Genomic DNA, 14,783 nt, shown 5'->3' on the forward strand with positions numbered 1-14,783 from the left:
ATTTATTCTCTTGTGTGTCAAGCGTAAACCGTTAGGTATGTAACGCACGGTTTCCGCTGGTGACAAAGCGGCAGCTCTAAGAACATTCGGCCCGGCGACTGACGCATTGCGTCGACACCCCCGGGCCACTGATCTTCTTCGCACACCTCCTCTTGGTTGTGGTCCGGGTTCTTTTTACGGAGTTCCTACGGTCCATGACCCGCATGCCCAGATTCTTTGCCAGCATGGCTTTGCTGGCCATGGCCTCAGCCCAGGCCACCCCTCAGCTTGTTGATGGCAACAAACGCCTGCAGTTGGGCCGCTACACCACTGCCGACGCCCTGCCGCAGCCGCATCTGAATGAGCCGCTGGCCCTGGTGGCCCAGCTCACATTCCCGCGCGAACAGGTGACGACCGTTGGCGAAGCCATCGAGTACACGCTGCTTCGCACGGGCTATGCCCTGGTGGATTCTCAATCACTGACTTCCGATGCGCGGCGCTTTCTCGGTCTGCCGCTGCCCGAGGCTCAGCGCACGCTGGGCCCGTTTTCTGTTCAAGACGTTCTGAACGTGCTCGTGGGTACGGCATGGCGCTGGCACACCGATCACATCACTCGCCGCGTTTGGTTCACCCTGGCCAACGCACCCAAGCCTCGCCGCCTGGAGCCCATCGTCAGCCCTAGCACTACGCCTCAGCCGAAGGCATCCGCCAAGGAGTGAGCATGTCGGAACAAAGCACTGTCGATGCAGACGTACAAGTGACTGAGCCAAGCGTGCCACCGCCGCCGCCTCCCGATGCGGCAGATTTGCCGCGCGCGGTTTCAGTGGCACCCGAGGTCACTGGTGTCGATGATTCGGCTGTCGATCATTCTTGGTTGAGCGAGCTTGAGACTGCCGCTCCTCTCAGTGCTGCCACTGCAACTGCGGCGGCAGCTGCTGCGCCTGTAGAGGCTCAAAAACGGCCAGGATTCCTCGCCCGCGCGTTTGGTCGCGCACCGGCTGCAGCAAGGCCACGCAAGGCCGAGGTGCCTGTGAGTGTTGAGTCCAGCGATATCCCCTCTCGACGCAAGCCGACGAACCCATGGGTGCTGCGCACAGTCGGCATTGCGGGTGTCGTGGGAATATTGGCAGTGGTGTACCTTCAGTACGGGCCGAAACGTCTACCAGCACTGGATCTGCTTGGCTCATCGCTTCCCGAGGCCGGCCTGGTGACGCCGCAGCCTGCTTTCGATGCTTCCGAGTTTGATCCGCGCCTGGCTGACACCTCCCCGCTGCCCCTTGCGCCCTTGGCTGATGCGGCTGCGGCACCTATCGGCGGAGCACCAGCTGGCGATGCGGACCCAATCCCCGTGGGCATGCAGCCAGAATTCGATCCAGAGGCGGTTATGCGTCAGTCTGCAGCTGATGCAGGCGTTGCCAGCCTGGGGGACGCGGGCGCTGTGCCGCAAGCCGTGGCCAACGTGGCCCTCCAGCGAAATGAGGCCGCTGCAGCAGCACCGGCTGGTAGTGCCCCTATTACTGCCGCACCAGCGCCGACTATGGCGGTGGCCCCCACGGCAGTAGCGACTGCAACACCAGTCGGCGTCGACCCCCAGGTGCTTGATCGCATGAAGCGCATGGAAGACATGATGTTGCTGATGTCCCAGCAGCTGGCCGCGATGCAGCAGGCCAACGCGCTTGCTGGCAAGACCTCTGCGGCACCGGCTCCCGCTCCTGCGGTAGCGCCTGCAGTGGCTCCAGCAGCCGCACAGGCCGCCCCCGTCGAGCAGCCGTCGCCGCGCCCAGCGCCCAAGCGCGTAATGGTGAAGGCGAAGCCCGCGACTCCCCGCCAAGCAGCAAAGGTCGTTGCCGCGAAGCCAGCTGCAGCTCCTGCAGGTGCCCAGCTTGTGTCCGTCGATATGTGGAACGGCGAGCCGTCGGTCGTGGTCGCGTCGGGCGTGCCCGGTGATCGCCGCGTGCGTGTCTTGCGCCCAGGTGATGTGGTCAATGGTCTGTCGCTCAAGTCGGCAGATCCTGTGTCTCGCACAGCCACATTCGTGGCTCCAGGCAGCCAAGGCCTGACCCTTTCAGTGAGCAATGGAGGCTGATTCATGAAAAAAACTGCCTTTATTGCCACCGTGGTCGCATTGCAGCTGAGCACGGGCGCCCTTGCGCAGCTGCGCACTGGCCGCACTGCAGAAGCGGGCTCGCTGCCCAGCACGACTCAACAGGGCCGCTCGCAACTGGACGAGACAGCGCGTGCAGTGCAACAGATGTGGGGTCTGACTGCCGATGAGATGCAGCGCGCCAAGGTGCTGTCGCTGGGACCTCGTGCTAATTTCTCGGTCAAGGAGCTCTCGCCCCTTGAGGTGCTGGGCATTCATGCTCGCAACGATGCAGAGCGCCGTCAGTATGCCGAGCGCATGGCGCGGATCTTCCACCAAGATGTGGAGCGAAGCATCTTGTGGGACCGTGAAATGCAGGCGGCTATGGCCCGCCTGTATCCCAACGAGCCGATGGTGAACTATGACGGCCTGCCGCGCGTGCAGTCGTCTGTAGGTGCAGCCGACATGCTGAACGTGCCGCGCACGCAGATCATCGAGCGTGCATCGCCAGCTCCTGCCAACCGCGGAAAACGCTGATATGCGCTGCCGGTTCGCCATCCTCGCCCTTGGATTCGCTTGCAGCGTGCCGGCCCTGGCCGGCGTGGAGCTGGAGATGATCCACGACAGCGGTAAGTCTGTGCCGTTGGCGCCCTATGTGGCCCAGATCGTGGGCGGCACAGATGAGGCGAATGTGCTCGACGGGCTGCGTTTCCCGTTTCGCAGCCAATTGCGCGGCGGTGTGCTCAAGCAAGACGGCGTGCAGGTCTTCAATGGCCAATGGCTGACTCAGCCCATGTTCGTGATCGGCGCGGACGACGCGTCTTTGCGCTGGGTAGCCTTCAATCACAAGAAGCTGATACAGCTCAATGCAGTCGGCATTGTGGTGCAGGCAGCAACGCCAGCCGCATTCAAGCTGCTGCAGCAAGTGGCCAGCCCCTTGCAATTGGCTCCTGATACAGGGGCATTCCTTGCAGACACATTGATCGCCAAGGGTGCGCCAGTTTTTCCCGTGCTGGTGCACAGCAATGGCCGCGCCTACCAGATCCTGCCTCAGCGCACGTTTGCGGAGGCTCCATGATCGGACTTGGCCTGGTGCATTTCGGATCGGAAGGCGCTGTGAAAGCATGCGCCAATGCTCGACTGTTGCGTGCTGGGCTGAGCCAGCTTGGAACGCCTTTTGTGGCTGCGCAGTCCCAAAATGTTCCAAGCCTTCACGGCATGTTCCAACTGGAGGGCATGCAGTGACTGACGGGACCATGGAAGGCGTGCTGAGGCCGCCAGTCGAAGCATTGAGCGCTGCCACAGCTTTTGGGATTGCTGGCGTGGCAGCAGCCGCACCATGGGCGCTGATGATGCCCCACTCGCTGGGCGCAGTCTCGGGTGCAATCGCTGCCGGCTTCGGTTGCGTGCGTGCGCGCCAGGCCTTCCAGGTCTATAGCTATCAACGCGGGCTGAAGTTCACCAAGATGACGCGCTTGGCCCCTCACAAGCTTCCTGTCAATCTCAAGGAGCATCTCTACCTGGGCGAAGGCTTTGAGTGGACGCAGTTGCACACCCAGCGCTTGCTGGACGCGCGTGAGACAGATGTTCAGCGCTTCGTGAAGGCCTCGCCAACCGAGCTCAAGCTCGCAGCGACCGGCGAAAAGATGCGCAAGTGGGCGCAGGCCAAGACCGACAGCCTGCTGGCCAGGGTACTGGAGCGTGCGCTTGATGTCGGCGGTACCGCCAACCCCTTCGCCACGGGCGTGGACCTGGGCGGCAACCCTGTGCTTCATGGCGTGGGAGTGCAGAACGAAAAGCCGGTGGTGTTGCGCCAAGGCTCGCGCTCTGGCCACTTGCTGGTGATGGGCACGACTCGCGTGGGCAAGACGCGCCTCTTGGAGCTTCTGTGCTCTCAGGACATTCATGCCGGCCATGTGGTGATCGTCATCGACCCCAAGGGCGACGCGGAGCTGATGCTACGCATGCACGCTGAGGCACGACGCGCTGGCCGCCTGGATCAGTTCTATATGTTCCATCTGGGCTACCCGGAGATTTCTGCACGCTACAACGGCATTGGCAATTTCGCGCGTATCACCGAAGTCGCTGGTCGTGCGACGAATGCCCTGCCCTCCTCGGGCAACTCGGCTGCATTCAAGGAGTTCAGCTGGCGGTTCACCAACATCGTGGCTCAGGCCCAGGTGGCACTCGGCCGCATTCCGACCTACGAGACGCTGCTCAAGGACGTGACTGGCATTGACCCGCTGTTCATGGACTACGCGGGCATGACGTTTCGTAAGCTCGCGATTGACCATCCCCAGCGCTTCGGCAGCTATCAGGACCGCCTGGTGGAGCTGGAGCGCGCTATCGTGGCAAAGAAGGCCCCGGTTCCTAGAAGCCTGCAGGATCGTTCGCCCGATCAGGTGGCGATGTATCTGCTCATCAAGGAAGCACGACTGGACGACAAGGTACTGGTCGGCCTGGCGGCCGCATTCAGCTACGAGCGTTCGTTCTACGAAAAGATCATTGCCAGCCTGGGGCCATTCCTCGAAAAGCTCACCTCTGGCGCAGTTGGCAAGCTCATCAGCCCGGACTACTTCGACCCGAACGACAAGCGGCCGATCTTCGACTGGATGACGGTGTTCCGCCAGGGCGGCATCGTGTATGCCGGCCTGGATGCCTTGTCTGACTCCGTGGTTTCGTCTGCCGTGGGTAATTCCATGCTGTCCGATCTCGTTTCGACCGGCGGCAAGCTCTACAAGACAGGCCTCGACCCACACGGCGACGGGAAGCTGCAGCTGCCGACTGTGTGTTGCCATTTCGATGAGGTCAACGAGATTGCAGGCCCCGAGTTCGTTCCGATGGTCAACAAGTTGGGCGGATCGGGCTTTCGCATCACTGCATACACCCAGTCGATGTTCGACATCGAGGCGAAGGTTGGTGACAAGGCCAAGGCTGGCCAGATCCTCGACAACTTCAACCACCTTTGCATGCTGCGGGTGCGCAGCAAGGCGACCGCGAGCCTGCTGACGGACCAGGTGCCACAGGTCAATGTAACGGTGCTCACGCCAGTATCGGGCGTGTCGGACACGGCTGCTCAGGGCAATGGCGTCGATTTCACCAGCCAGAACAACGACATAGCGAACAAGTCGAAGGCGCCGCTGATCGAGCCTTCGGACGTTCTTTCATTGCCACAGGGTCAAGCGTTTGCGCTGCTGGAAGGCAATCGCTGCCACAAGATTCGTATTCCTCTGGCTGATAGCAAGGACGACCCGTTCATACCAGCTTCGCTCAAGGCGGTTGCTGAGGACATGAAGCGCCGCTATCGCACGAGTGAGACGTGGGCCGCAGAAACCGATTGGCTCAGTACACAGCCCTTGGGCGCTGGTGCAGGTGGGCTGATCGACACGGATCTCGCCTCTGCCTTTGATGACGATATGCCTGGCTACGCCATGGCAGGTGCAACTTCGTCCGCCGTGGCCGGCAACGTGATGGGGCCCCACTTATGACGGCTCCGAACTCGTCCGCCAGAAAGCCAAGCACACACGGCCCTGTGGGGGTGGCCGTGTTGGTTGGCTTTGGACTATTCAGCGTGACAGTGTCCTCGTGGCTCATTGGTCTGGTGATTGAAGTCGGCGGTGGCTATTTCTTCTGGCATGGCCAGGGCATCCGCCATGCACAGGAGATGGTGCAGCAGGATCTGCGCTATATCGCAGCCGCTCCACGCAGTCTGCTAGTGCCAGACACCGTGGACTTTTCGCTGCGCATCGTGAAGTGGGTGCGTATGCCCTACGAGCGTCTTGGCGCGCTGCGCTGGTATCAGCGCAACTTGGCCGCCCAGCAGGCTGGTACAGATGCGGCTCTGCCTAGCTTTCTGGGTCAAAGCGTGCAGCCCCAACTCAAAGGGCTGGCCAAGGCCGGTTCGTCGTTCATCCACATGCTCAGTGAATGGGTGGTCATCAGCATGTTTGTCCTGCAGGACGTTCTGCTGCGCCTCTGCACTGCTGTTTTCGCGCTCCCCGCATTTGCGCTCGCTTGCCTGATGGGGGTGATCGACGGCCTGGTGCGCAGGGATCGGCGCCGTTGGCAAGGCGGCCGCGAATCCTCGTTCGTCTACCACCACGCCAAGCGCTATGTGGGCTGGGCGCTTACAGGTGGCTTTGGCTTGTACCTGTCCTGGCCATTCGGCGGCTTCAACCCGGCCTACATGGTTCTGGTGTTCACCGTGCTTGTGGCATTCACCCTATCGACAACGGTAGGCGCGTTCAAGAAATACGCATGACATTGATTTTGAAGGAGATATTGATGAAACGCTCACGACATTCGTTCTTTGCCCTCTTGGTGATTGGAGTGCTCTCCACCACTGCGATGGCCTGGGCAGATGTTACCGACGACGAGCTGGAGCGCGAGCGCTTGGCGCGCATCGCTGGCGAGATCGAGCAGGTGCAATTGATGGTTGCTGACGCGGAGAAAGCCGCGCCGACCGGCCAGCGCGTGAAGTTCCGCTACGACTGGCTGCAGCGCGACCTGGAGCTGCTGCGCCTCGGCGTAACAAACCACGTGGATGCACCTCGCCAGCCTCGCCCAGTCGCCCCATTGCGTGGTGACTATCGGCAATAACCAAAAGAAAAACAAACCATGCGTTCAGAAATGGCGACGGCATTCGTACAAGGCGCCGGCTTCAATCCTCAAAACTTGAAGTACCTGATTTTTGTCTTGGTGTTTGCGATAGTGTTTTCTGTCGGTGCATGGCTCGGGACACTGATATTGAAGGCCTTTGGGGATGGAGAGCTAGATACATCGGAGGCCATGAGGGCATGTATTGGTGTCGCTATTACCGTTTTATTAGTGACCGGAGTGCTTGGATCAATCATCCTATAGAAATCAATTAATCGACAGGAGAAATCATGAAGAAACACTTGAAAAAAATTAACTCTGGCATCGCATCTATCGCATTGGCTCCGGTTGTGCTGCTTGCAACCTGCCCTGCTTTTAGCGCTCTGCCAACAATTCAACCTCCAGCAGGTGGAAGTATCGGCGGCGGCACCACACAAGAAGGCGATATTCTTGGGATCATAGGCGCTTATCTGAAACTCGGATTTACCATCCTGGGTTTGGTCCTTGCGGTTGCCGCATTTTTATATGTGGTAATTGCTTCGCTGCAACGCTATCGCGACTACACCAAAGGCACTATTCAGCTTGGCGATCTAAAAGAGCACGTAATTGTTAGCGTCATTATTCTCAGCCTCGTGGTGTTGATGGTCAATTACGCTACTCAGACCCTGGCCTGACATGACAGCGAAAGACACCCGTCCTCAAGGCATGTCCATTGCTTCGGCTCCGCTGACCGATCGCGTGAACTCTGAGCCACCTATTATCAATGGCATGGCAGCAAGCGAAGCCGGGTACATTGGGGCCGTGTCTTTCGCCGCCAGCCTGTTTGTCGGAGGCGTGGTTGCATATATCTCGGGACTTTGGATCACTGTTCCAGTTATATGCATTATCGTGCCTTTCACAGTGCTGTGGTATTCATCACTGTACCTGCAAGAAGTAAAGAGAAACCGCCCTGAAGGCTACTACCTTCATTGGATGCATTTTTTTCTCGTGTCGCACAACTTGGCCAAGCCAAAATTTCTGGTTCATGACGGCCGGATGCAATTGGGTTGCAGCTATCGCTTGAATTCGATCAGGGCTGAAGCCAAATCATCGGAAACCAAATAATGAGCAGTGGTGATTATCTGGACGCACTTGCGTCCGAGCGCAGCCATAGCGCAAAGCTTACCAAAATCATATTTGGCATAGTAGGGCTGGCAGTGGCTGGCATGTGGTTCGCTTCGCGCGTTCCAAAGAATATCGACTTGCACGTTGCGCCAGATATTAAGGCGGGTGACACGATACGGGTTATTGATGGGCAGTCTCCAGTGCCGTCTACAAATGCCTACGGTTTTGCGTACTACATCTGGCAGCAGATTAATCGCTGGCAAAGCGATGGCTCTCAAGACTATGGCAAGCAGATTTATGCGATGCAGTTCTATCTGACGCCTCGTTGCCAGGCGCAACTGCAAACCGATATGCAGCAGCGTCATGCCAAAGGCGAGTTGCGCCGCCGTACTCGCCAGATCAGCGAGATCCCCGGATTCCCGTACAGCGAAAACCGCGTGATCCGTGAAGGCTCGGATGCCTGGACGGTGCTGCTGGACATGCAGGTTCAGGAGACCTTCGCAGGGCAGCCGGTCAAGGACGTATTCATTCGGTACCCGCTGCGCGTGGTGCGCTTCGATGTGGACCGTGAGCGCAACCCATGGCGTCTGGGCTTGGATTGCTTCGGCAGTAGCCAGCCCGCGCGCCTCAATCCTGCGGGGCTCAAGCCTGGCGCGCCGGTTCAAGCGGACCTGAAAGCACCGCGTCTGCCCGGAACTATTGCCCCTTCGAGCCTGCCTCGTGACACCTCTGTCGATTGATCCACATGATCCAACGTCGTTCTCTTTCGATCTGCCTCCTGGTCGCCCTGCAGCTTCTGCATGGCAGCGTCGCTGCTCAGCAGGTCGAATCGCTGGCGGGCAGTACCGAGACGCCCGAGTTCAATGAGCCTATTGACCTGGGCCAAACGGGTGCAGCAGCTACAACACCAGCTGCAGGAGCCAATGCAGGACGCGCCCCAGCTGGCGGGCGCATGGTGGCAGGCGTGAGCGTGCCCGCACCGCTGGCGAATACAGCCGTGGGCTCCGCCAGGCGCGCAGCTGCCGAAGCGTCTCTACGCCGCGTTGGCCCAGCTCCTTTGACTTCTGGCCCTGCCGAGCGTGCTGTGTTTGCGCGTGAGCCAGTCCGGGTGAATCTGACGGTCGGCCAGGAGCGCCTTGTGACCCTGCCAGCCGATGCGTTGCTGCGCATGCCCAGTGACATGGATAGCGTGGCGCGTATCGAGTCGATCGCCGGCACGATCTATGTGACTGCGCTCGTGCCATTCACGGCGATCCGAATCATTGCCGAGCTGGTGGATAGCGGCCAGCAGATTCCGATGGATCTGATTGCGGTAGCCGCTCCAGACGCTAAAGACTCCAAGGGCAAGGTCGTGTCCACGCAGTCCGCTAAAGGCGAGCTGCAGGTTTCTGTGATCGAGCCCACGACCGTGCCGAACCCCATTGGTGGAGCTGCATTGTCTGGCGGCCAGTCTCAACAGCAAGAGAGTGTTGCTGCGGACATGGTGCAGCTCACTCGACATGCTGCCCGCCAGCTCTACGCACCTCGACGCTTGGCTGGTGGCATGCCAGGTGTGAGCCAGGTTGGCGTAGGAACCGAGCCCGTGCCGACACTGTTCCGTGGCTCTGCCGTGGACGCTGCGCCCGTAGGCCAGTGGAAGTCGGGAAACCTGTATGTGACTGCGGTGCGCGTCACCAACCGCTCGAGCTTTGCCCTGGAGCTGCCCTTGGAGAGCTTGCGCGGGCGCTGGCTCTCGGCCACGGCCCAACATGGCCGGATCGGTGCTGCTGGCACTGACACCGACACCACGGCGGTCTACCTGGTGTGCGATCGCACTTTCGAGTCCTGTCTGTGAGGCCCCCATGGCAGTGAAAAGCAACAAACTCACCCCTGTTCTTGTCATTGTGGCCTTCGTCATCGTCGGCTCGGTCATCGTCATGCGCCAGAACAATGCACCGACCGCTGCGCCCATGGCAGCCGCCCCCCTGCCCAAAACGGCAGGCGCCGATGAGGACACGCCCAGCGAGACGCTGGCCACAGTGGTGGCCTCCAACAAGGATCTGCGTGCTGATATTCAGGATGTGCTCCGTGCTAACCAGGATTTCAACAAGCGCCTGGAGCGCTTGGAGAAAGGTGCACCTGCAGGCACCTCTTCTGCTGGTGCTGTTGGTGGTACCAGCAATGACACAGATCCAGCCCCAGTCGATGTCTTTAAGCCCATTGGCGACGCTATCGACTCTGTTACAGGGCTTGGTTCGAATGCCGCCGGCGGAGGTCATCGTCCCGCTGGTGGCTCCCAGGATCTAGGCTTGTCCGGTGGCAGCACTGCCTACAAGGTGGTTCCGCCCATGGGCTACACCACCGAGACAACCCAGCATCAAGGGAAGATGGTTACGCGCTACGTGCGGGTAGCCCCGGACGGCACGCAATCCATGCCCAGTGCGGTCAGCGCGGCCCAGGCCGCACAAGCTGCTCAGGCCACTCAGGCGTCCACGAAGCCGCAACCCGTGGCTTATTTCACGCTGCCGGAGAACTCCACGCTGGCGGGCGTCACCGCGATGACCAGTTTGATCGGCCGTGTGCCGGTCAATGGCCGTGTGACGGACCCCATGCAATTCAAAGCCATGGTCGGGCGCGACAACTTGGCCGCCAACGGCTGGGAGTTGCCCGAAGACCTCGCCGGGATGATCGTTACCGGCGTGGCCGTAGGCGATATGGCGCTGTCGTGCACCGAGGGAAAGATCCGCAGCATGACTTTCGTGTTCAACGATGGTGCGATCCATACGGTTTCGGCGCGTCGTGCGCCGCAGACCCAGGCAGGTGCCGGCGTCACAGCCATCGCTACCAATGGTTCCACAGACCTTGGATTCATCAGTGATCTGTACGGCAACCCCTGTATTCAAGGCAAGTTCGTGACCAATGCGCCGGCTTACCTGACCGACATCATTGGTGCCAAGGGCTTGGGCGTGGCCGCCGAGGCCTTGGCGCAGGCCCAGACCACCACCATGGCCAGCAGCAATGGCACCACCTCCTCGATCACCGGAAATGCCGGCAGTTTTGCACTGGGCCGCATGGGTTCTGGAGCCACCGATGAGCTGGTGCGCTGGCTGACTGAGCGCCTCAAGAGCTCGTTTGACGCGGTGGTCACGCCCGCTGGCCAGCAGCTGGTCGTGCATTTGGACCGCCAGATCGAAATCGACAAGCCCGCCGACCCAAGAAAGATCGTGCACCGCACGCAGTCCCCCAATGTCCTGTCTGGAGCCCGCTATGGCCTCGAATAATCCCCTTCTTCTTGCCATCGTGCTTCCCGCGCTACTGGCTGGTTGCACGGCTATTGGGTCGCGCGAGTCTCCGCTGAAGGAGGCTACGGCTGGCAGTCCGACCCTGGTGGATGTGTATCGGGGCAAGTTTCAGCCCCCGCAGTCAGCAGCTTCCTCTCGTGAGACGGCGCGGGACCGCCTGGAGCGTGCGTCGAGTGCGCGCCCGATCGCGCGCGGCGACGAAATGACGCAGCGCTACTGGTCAGCCCTGGAGCCTATGCAACAGCGCTTTGCACGCGTACCCAACCCGGATCTAGTCATGGTGGTCTATCCCCACCTGGCCAAGGGCCGTTACCCCGTGCCTGGCTATGTCACGGTTTTCCCAATGTATGAGTCAACGGAGTACGCCATGCCCGGTGAGGTGGCCGAAGAGCTGCAACAAGGCCGCGCCGCATTCTCACGCGGCCGCACTGCGCGGGAGGCTGGCCAATGAGCGGATTGCTGGAAATGCTGGGCCTGTCTGGGGGCACCAAAGGCAGGCACAAGCGCCGGCTCATGACAGCCGCCGACCGCAAGCAGATGGCCGCCCGTCCGCCCTCCTTCACTGAGCTGCTGCCTTGGGTCAAGTTTTCACCCAAAGACCGCAACTTTGTGATGCGCGACGGCAAGACCTTGGGCGCGCTGTTCGAGCTGGGGGCTGTCGCTACGGAGGCGCAGCCGCTGGAGTACCTGCAAGAGCACTGCCGCAAGATTCAAGAGGCTATCCAGGCGATTCCCGAGGTCGACTCTTCTCCTTGGGTGGTCCAGTTCTTCCTGAGCGATGACCGAAACATCGACGGGCTGAACCAATACCTTCACGACTACATCCTGTCCCAGCACAAGGACGCCAATCGCGCGCAGGCCATCATCGACTCGGAATACACGCAGTCCGTGCTGAAAGAGTTCCGCAGTCACCTGTCGCAGGTTTCCCGAGAGCAAGGGCTGTTCACCGACACCTTGGTGACGGGCCAGACCTGGCGCGGCCAGCAGCGCCGTGTTCGCTGCTGCATCTATCGCCAGTTTGATGACTTGGTCAATGAGCGCCGCCTGGCCGAGCAGCAGATGGAGGCGGTGGCCACAACCTTGCTTGCCACGCTGAACGAAGCCGGCGTGACGGCGCGGCGTGCCAACGGCAAGGACTTCTACGAGTGGATGCTTCCATTCTTCAACCGTAGCGTGCCCTGGGCCAGCACGGGCGCCGAGCTGTTCCGCGGCGCGCCCTATCCGGGTGATGAGGCTCCAGAGGGTATTTATGACTGGGATTTTTCCGAGTCGCTGAACCTTTCGGAGCCCTCGTGCAACCAGGAACAAGGCTGCTTCGAGTTCGATGGCCAGCCGGTGAAGTTCCTCACGCTGCAAAACCTTCGTGCTCACCCTAGCATCGGGCACTTCTCCGCAGAAAGCCGGATCGGGAACGAAGCCTATGCGCGGTTTGACCGACTGCCGCCTGGATCGATGCTGTCTGTGACGGTGACGATTGCAGCGCAGTACCAGGTCGAGCGCCACGTCGAAGACATCAAAAGGGCTTCCCGTGCTCAAAACGCCGTGGCGCAGGAGACCCATAGAGAGTCGGAGCAAGTGCTCCAGCACATGGCCACCGGGGACAAGCTGTATCCGATGTTCATGGGGCTGTACCTGAGCGGTAAGACCCATGCGGATCTGGATGCGGCTGTTTCCGAGGTCAATGCCCAGCTGACGCCGACCGGGATGCGCTTCATCGAATCCCGAGAGGACTTGGTGCCGCATGACGCCTTCCTGCGTGCACTGCCATTTGCATTCGATCCCTCGTTCGACCTTCGCAGCATGCGACGGTCGCGCCTGACTTTTGCGAGCCTGATCGCCGCCATTTTGCCGGTCTATGGGCGCTCACGCGGCACGGCCAACCCAGGCTTTTGGTTCTGGAATCGCGGCGGCGAGCCGTTGTGGATCGACCCACTCAACAAGATTGACCGTAAGAAGAACGCCCATATGGTGGTGTTCGGCCCCACAGGTGCGGGCAAGTCGGCGACGTTGAATTACCTGTCCATGCTGGTGATGGCCATCCACCGTCCACGCCTGGTGATTGCTGATGCAGGCAAGTCCTTCGATCTGATGGTCAAGGACATGGCCACTAAAGGCTTGAGCGTGCATCGCGTCAACTTGAGCGGCGATACAGACGTATCACTGCCTCCATTCGTGTACGGCAGCCAGCTGCTGCAGGACAAGGAGATCATGGAGTCCTTCAAGGCAGCGGAGGAATACTTCGGCGCTGGAGCGGGTATCCCCTCCGAAGAGGATGCTGAGCTCGTCGGTGCCGAGCGACTGATGGAGTCGGTCAATGAAGTGATGGAGCCTGCTGACGCCGACGACGACTCGGACGAAGAAAAGCGCGACTACCTGGGCGAGATGCTCATCTCGGCCATCATGATGATTACGGGCGGTGAAGACGCCGAGCTCAAACGCATGACGCGGGCCGACCGCTATCTGGTCACCAGAGCCATTATTCGAGCCGCAGTGCGCGTGTCCAAGGAAGGCAAGCCCCATCCTCTGACACAAGACGTTGCCCTGGAGCTGACGGCCATGGTCAAGGACGCATCTCTGTCGGAGCACCGCCGCTCGCGTGCCGAAGAGATGGGCCATTCGATGATGAGCTTCACCACAGGCCTGCGCGGCAAGCTCTTCAACCGCTTGGGCCAGGACTGGCCCGATGCCGATGTGACCCTCGTGGAAATGGGCACACTGACCAAAGACGGCTATGAGGATGCGCTTGCTGTGGCCTACACCAGCCTGCTGGACTCGGTGCAGTCGCGCGCAGAGGCCGCTCAGCATGAGGATCGCCCCCTCATCATGCTGACTGATGAAGGGCACTTGATTACCACCAACGAGCTGCTTGGCCCGAAGGTGGCCAAGGGCACCAAGATGTGGCGAAAGCTCAATGCCTGGTTCTGGTTGGCCACGCAAAACTTGAAGGACTTCCCAGGCAGTATGTCCCGCGTGCTGTCCATGTGCGAGTTCTGGATGCTGCTGACCATGGACAAGAACGAGATCGAGGAGATCGCGCGCTTTCGTTCGCTCACACCAGAGCAACGCCACATGATGGAGTCTGCCGTGAAGGAGCCGGCTAAGTACACCGAAGGTGTGCTCATCAGCGCGAACAATCAGTGGCTGTTCCGAAACGTGCCACCGGCATTGCCCATTGCCCTCGCAATGACCGAAGGCCACGAGAAAGCCGAGCGCCACCGCCTCATGAAAGAGCAAGGATGCACCGAGGTTGAAGCGGCCTACCGCGTGGCGGCACGCCTGCAGGAGGCACGCGCATGATGCGGTCATCCCTCACTGCCCTGGTGCTGGGCCTTTGCTCTCATGGCGTCCTGGCCCAAGGCTCCATCGGCCCTTCGGTGACGACGGTGGAAGTTTTCGCCAATTCGGCCACGGTGGTGCGGCCGCCATTTCGCCAGCCTGGCTACGTGCTCAAGGTCTATCGCGTGGACGCCATGGCTCAGCTTGAGCAGCAGCTCAATGCAGGGCTGCCCAAGAACGAGGCCGACGCCATGGCCTACATGCGTCAGCACGAGGGCGAGATCCGCCGCCGCTACAAGGACCAGATCACCAATGCGGCCTCCGGCATGACGCTGGCCGTCCAGTACCGATTGGACCGGCTCCCGGCCATCGTCATCAATCGCGCCAAGGTCATTTATGGAGTTGCGGATGTGGACCGCGCCATCGAACTATTCGCCGCGGCTCAGCAGAGGCCTTCCCGATGA

General features: G+C 60.6%; 16 protein-coding genes. All 16 read left to right on the forward strand.

Annotation, left to right across the window (positions count from 1 at the left end; genetic code table 11):
- Positions 1-194: 194 nt before the first annotated feature.
- The gene (locus tag F0P97_RS12925) at positions 195-698 is read left to right on the forward strand and encodes a hypothetical protein (RefSeq protein WP_003062543.1); all 504 of its coding nucleotides are present in this window, start codon (positions 195-197) and stop codon (positions 696-698) included.
- 2 nt (positions 699-700) lie between these two features.
- The gene (locus F0P97_RS12930) at positions 701-2,065 is read left to right on the forward strand and encodes a hypothetical protein (protein ID WP_224651044.1); all 1,365 of its coding nucleotides are present in this window, start codon (positions 701-703) and stop codon (positions 2,063-2,065) included.
- Between the two features lie 3 nt (positions 2,066-2,068).
- Positions 2,069-2,599: a hypothetical protein gene (locus F0P97_RS12935; RefSeq protein ID WP_003062539.1), complete on the forward strand. Its 531-nt coding sequence runs from the start codon at positions 2,069-2,071 to the stop codon at positions 2,597-2,599.
- Between the two features lies 1 nt (position 2,600).
- Complete coding sequence (locus F0P97_RS12940; protein ID WP_003062537.1) at positions 2,601-3,140, forward strand: PFL_4695 family integrating conjugative element protein; 540 nt, start codon at positions 2,601-2,603, stop codon at positions 3,138-3,140.
- A 178-nt stretch (positions 3,141-3,318) separates the two neighbouring features.
- Positions 3,319-5,550 carry a type IV conjugative transfer system coupling protein TraD gene (traD, locus tag F0P97_RS12945; protein WP_003062535.1) on the forward strand — a complete coding sequence of 744 codons (2,232 nt, stop codon included), beginning with the start codon at positions 3,319-3,321 and terminating at the stop codon, positions 5,548-5,550.
- Positions 5,547-6,323, forward strand: a complete 777-nt coding sequence (locus F0P97_RS12950) for a TIGR03747 family integrating conjugative element membrane protein (protein WP_003055200.1) — start codon at positions 5,547-5,549, stop codon at positions 6,321-6,323. Before traD ends, F0P97_RS12950 begins: the two co-directional genes overlap by 4 nt.
- Before the next feature lie 23 nt (positions 6,324-6,346).
- Positions 6,347-6,661, forward strand: coding sequence for an RAQPRD family integrative conjugative element protein (locus F0P97_RS12955; RefSeq protein WP_003055199.1), 315 nt, complete (start codon positions 6,347-6,349; stop codon positions 6,659-6,661).
- Between the two features lie 18 nt (positions 6,662-6,679).
- The gene (locus tag F0P97_RS12960; protein WP_003062529.1) at positions 6,680-6,922 is read left to right on the forward strand and encodes a DUF3262 family protein; all 243 of its coding nucleotides are present in this window, start codon (positions 6,680-6,682) and stop codon (positions 6,920-6,922) included.
- A gap of 26 nt (positions 6,923-6,948) precedes the next feature.
- Positions 6,949-7,332: a DUF2976 domain-containing protein gene (locus F0P97_RS12965; RefSeq protein WP_003055198.1), complete on the forward strand. Its 384-nt coding sequence runs from the start codon at positions 6,949-6,951 to the stop codon at positions 7,330-7,332.
- Position 7,333: 1 nt separating this feature from the next.
- Positions 7,334-7,762, forward strand: coding sequence for a TIGR03750 family conjugal transfer protein (locus F0P97_RS12970; RefSeq protein WP_003055197.1), 429 nt, complete (start codon positions 7,334-7,336; stop codon positions 7,760-7,762).
- Positions 7,762-8,502 (forward strand): PFL_4703 family integrating conjugative element protein, encoded by a 741-nt coding sequence (locus F0P97_RS12975; RefSeq protein WP_087865117.1) that lies wholly within the window; start codon positions 7,762-7,764, stop codon positions 8,500-8,502. Before F0P97_RS12970 ends, F0P97_RS12975 begins: the two co-directional genes overlap by 1 nt.
- A 5-nt stretch (positions 8,503-8,507) precedes the next feature.
- Positions 8,508-9,596 (forward strand): TIGR03749 family integrating conjugative element protein, encoded by a 1,089-nt coding sequence (locus F0P97_RS12980; RefSeq protein WP_003062523.1) that lies wholly within the window; start codon positions 8,508-8,510, stop codon positions 9,594-9,596.
- A gap of 7 nt (positions 9,597-9,603) precedes the next feature.
- A complete protein-coding gene (locus tag F0P97_RS12985) occupies positions 9,604-11,022 on the forward strand; it encodes a TIGR03752 family integrating conjugative element protein (RefSeq protein ID WP_003055194.1) in 1,419 nt (472 codons plus the stop codon).
- On the forward strand, positions 11,009-11,494 hold the full coding sequence (locus F0P97_RS12990) for a TIGR03751 family conjugal transfer lipoprotein (protein WP_003055191.1): 486 nt from the start codon (positions 11,009-11,011) through the stop codon (positions 11,492-11,494). Before F0P97_RS12985 ends, F0P97_RS12990 begins: the two co-directional genes overlap by 14 nt.
- A complete protein-coding gene (locus F0P97_RS12995) occupies positions 11,491-14,340 on the forward strand; it encodes a conjugative transfer ATPase (protein WP_003055189.1) in 2,850 nt (949 codons plus the stop codon). Before F0P97_RS12990 ends, F0P97_RS12995 begins: the two co-directional genes overlap by 4 nt.
- On the forward strand, positions 14,337-14,783 hold the full coding sequence (locus F0P97_RS13000) for a TIGR03757 family integrating conjugative element protein (protein WP_003055187.1): 447 nt from the start codon (positions 14,337-14,339) through the stop codon (positions 14,781-14,783). Before F0P97_RS12995 ends, F0P97_RS13000 begins: the two co-directional genes overlap by 4 nt.

The organism is Comamonas testosteroni (assembly GCF_014076415.1).
In the GTDB taxonomy this organism is placed as follows: Bacteria; Pseudomonadota; Gammaproteobacteria; order Burkholderiales; family Burkholderiaceae_C; genus Comamonas; species Comamonas testosteroni_F.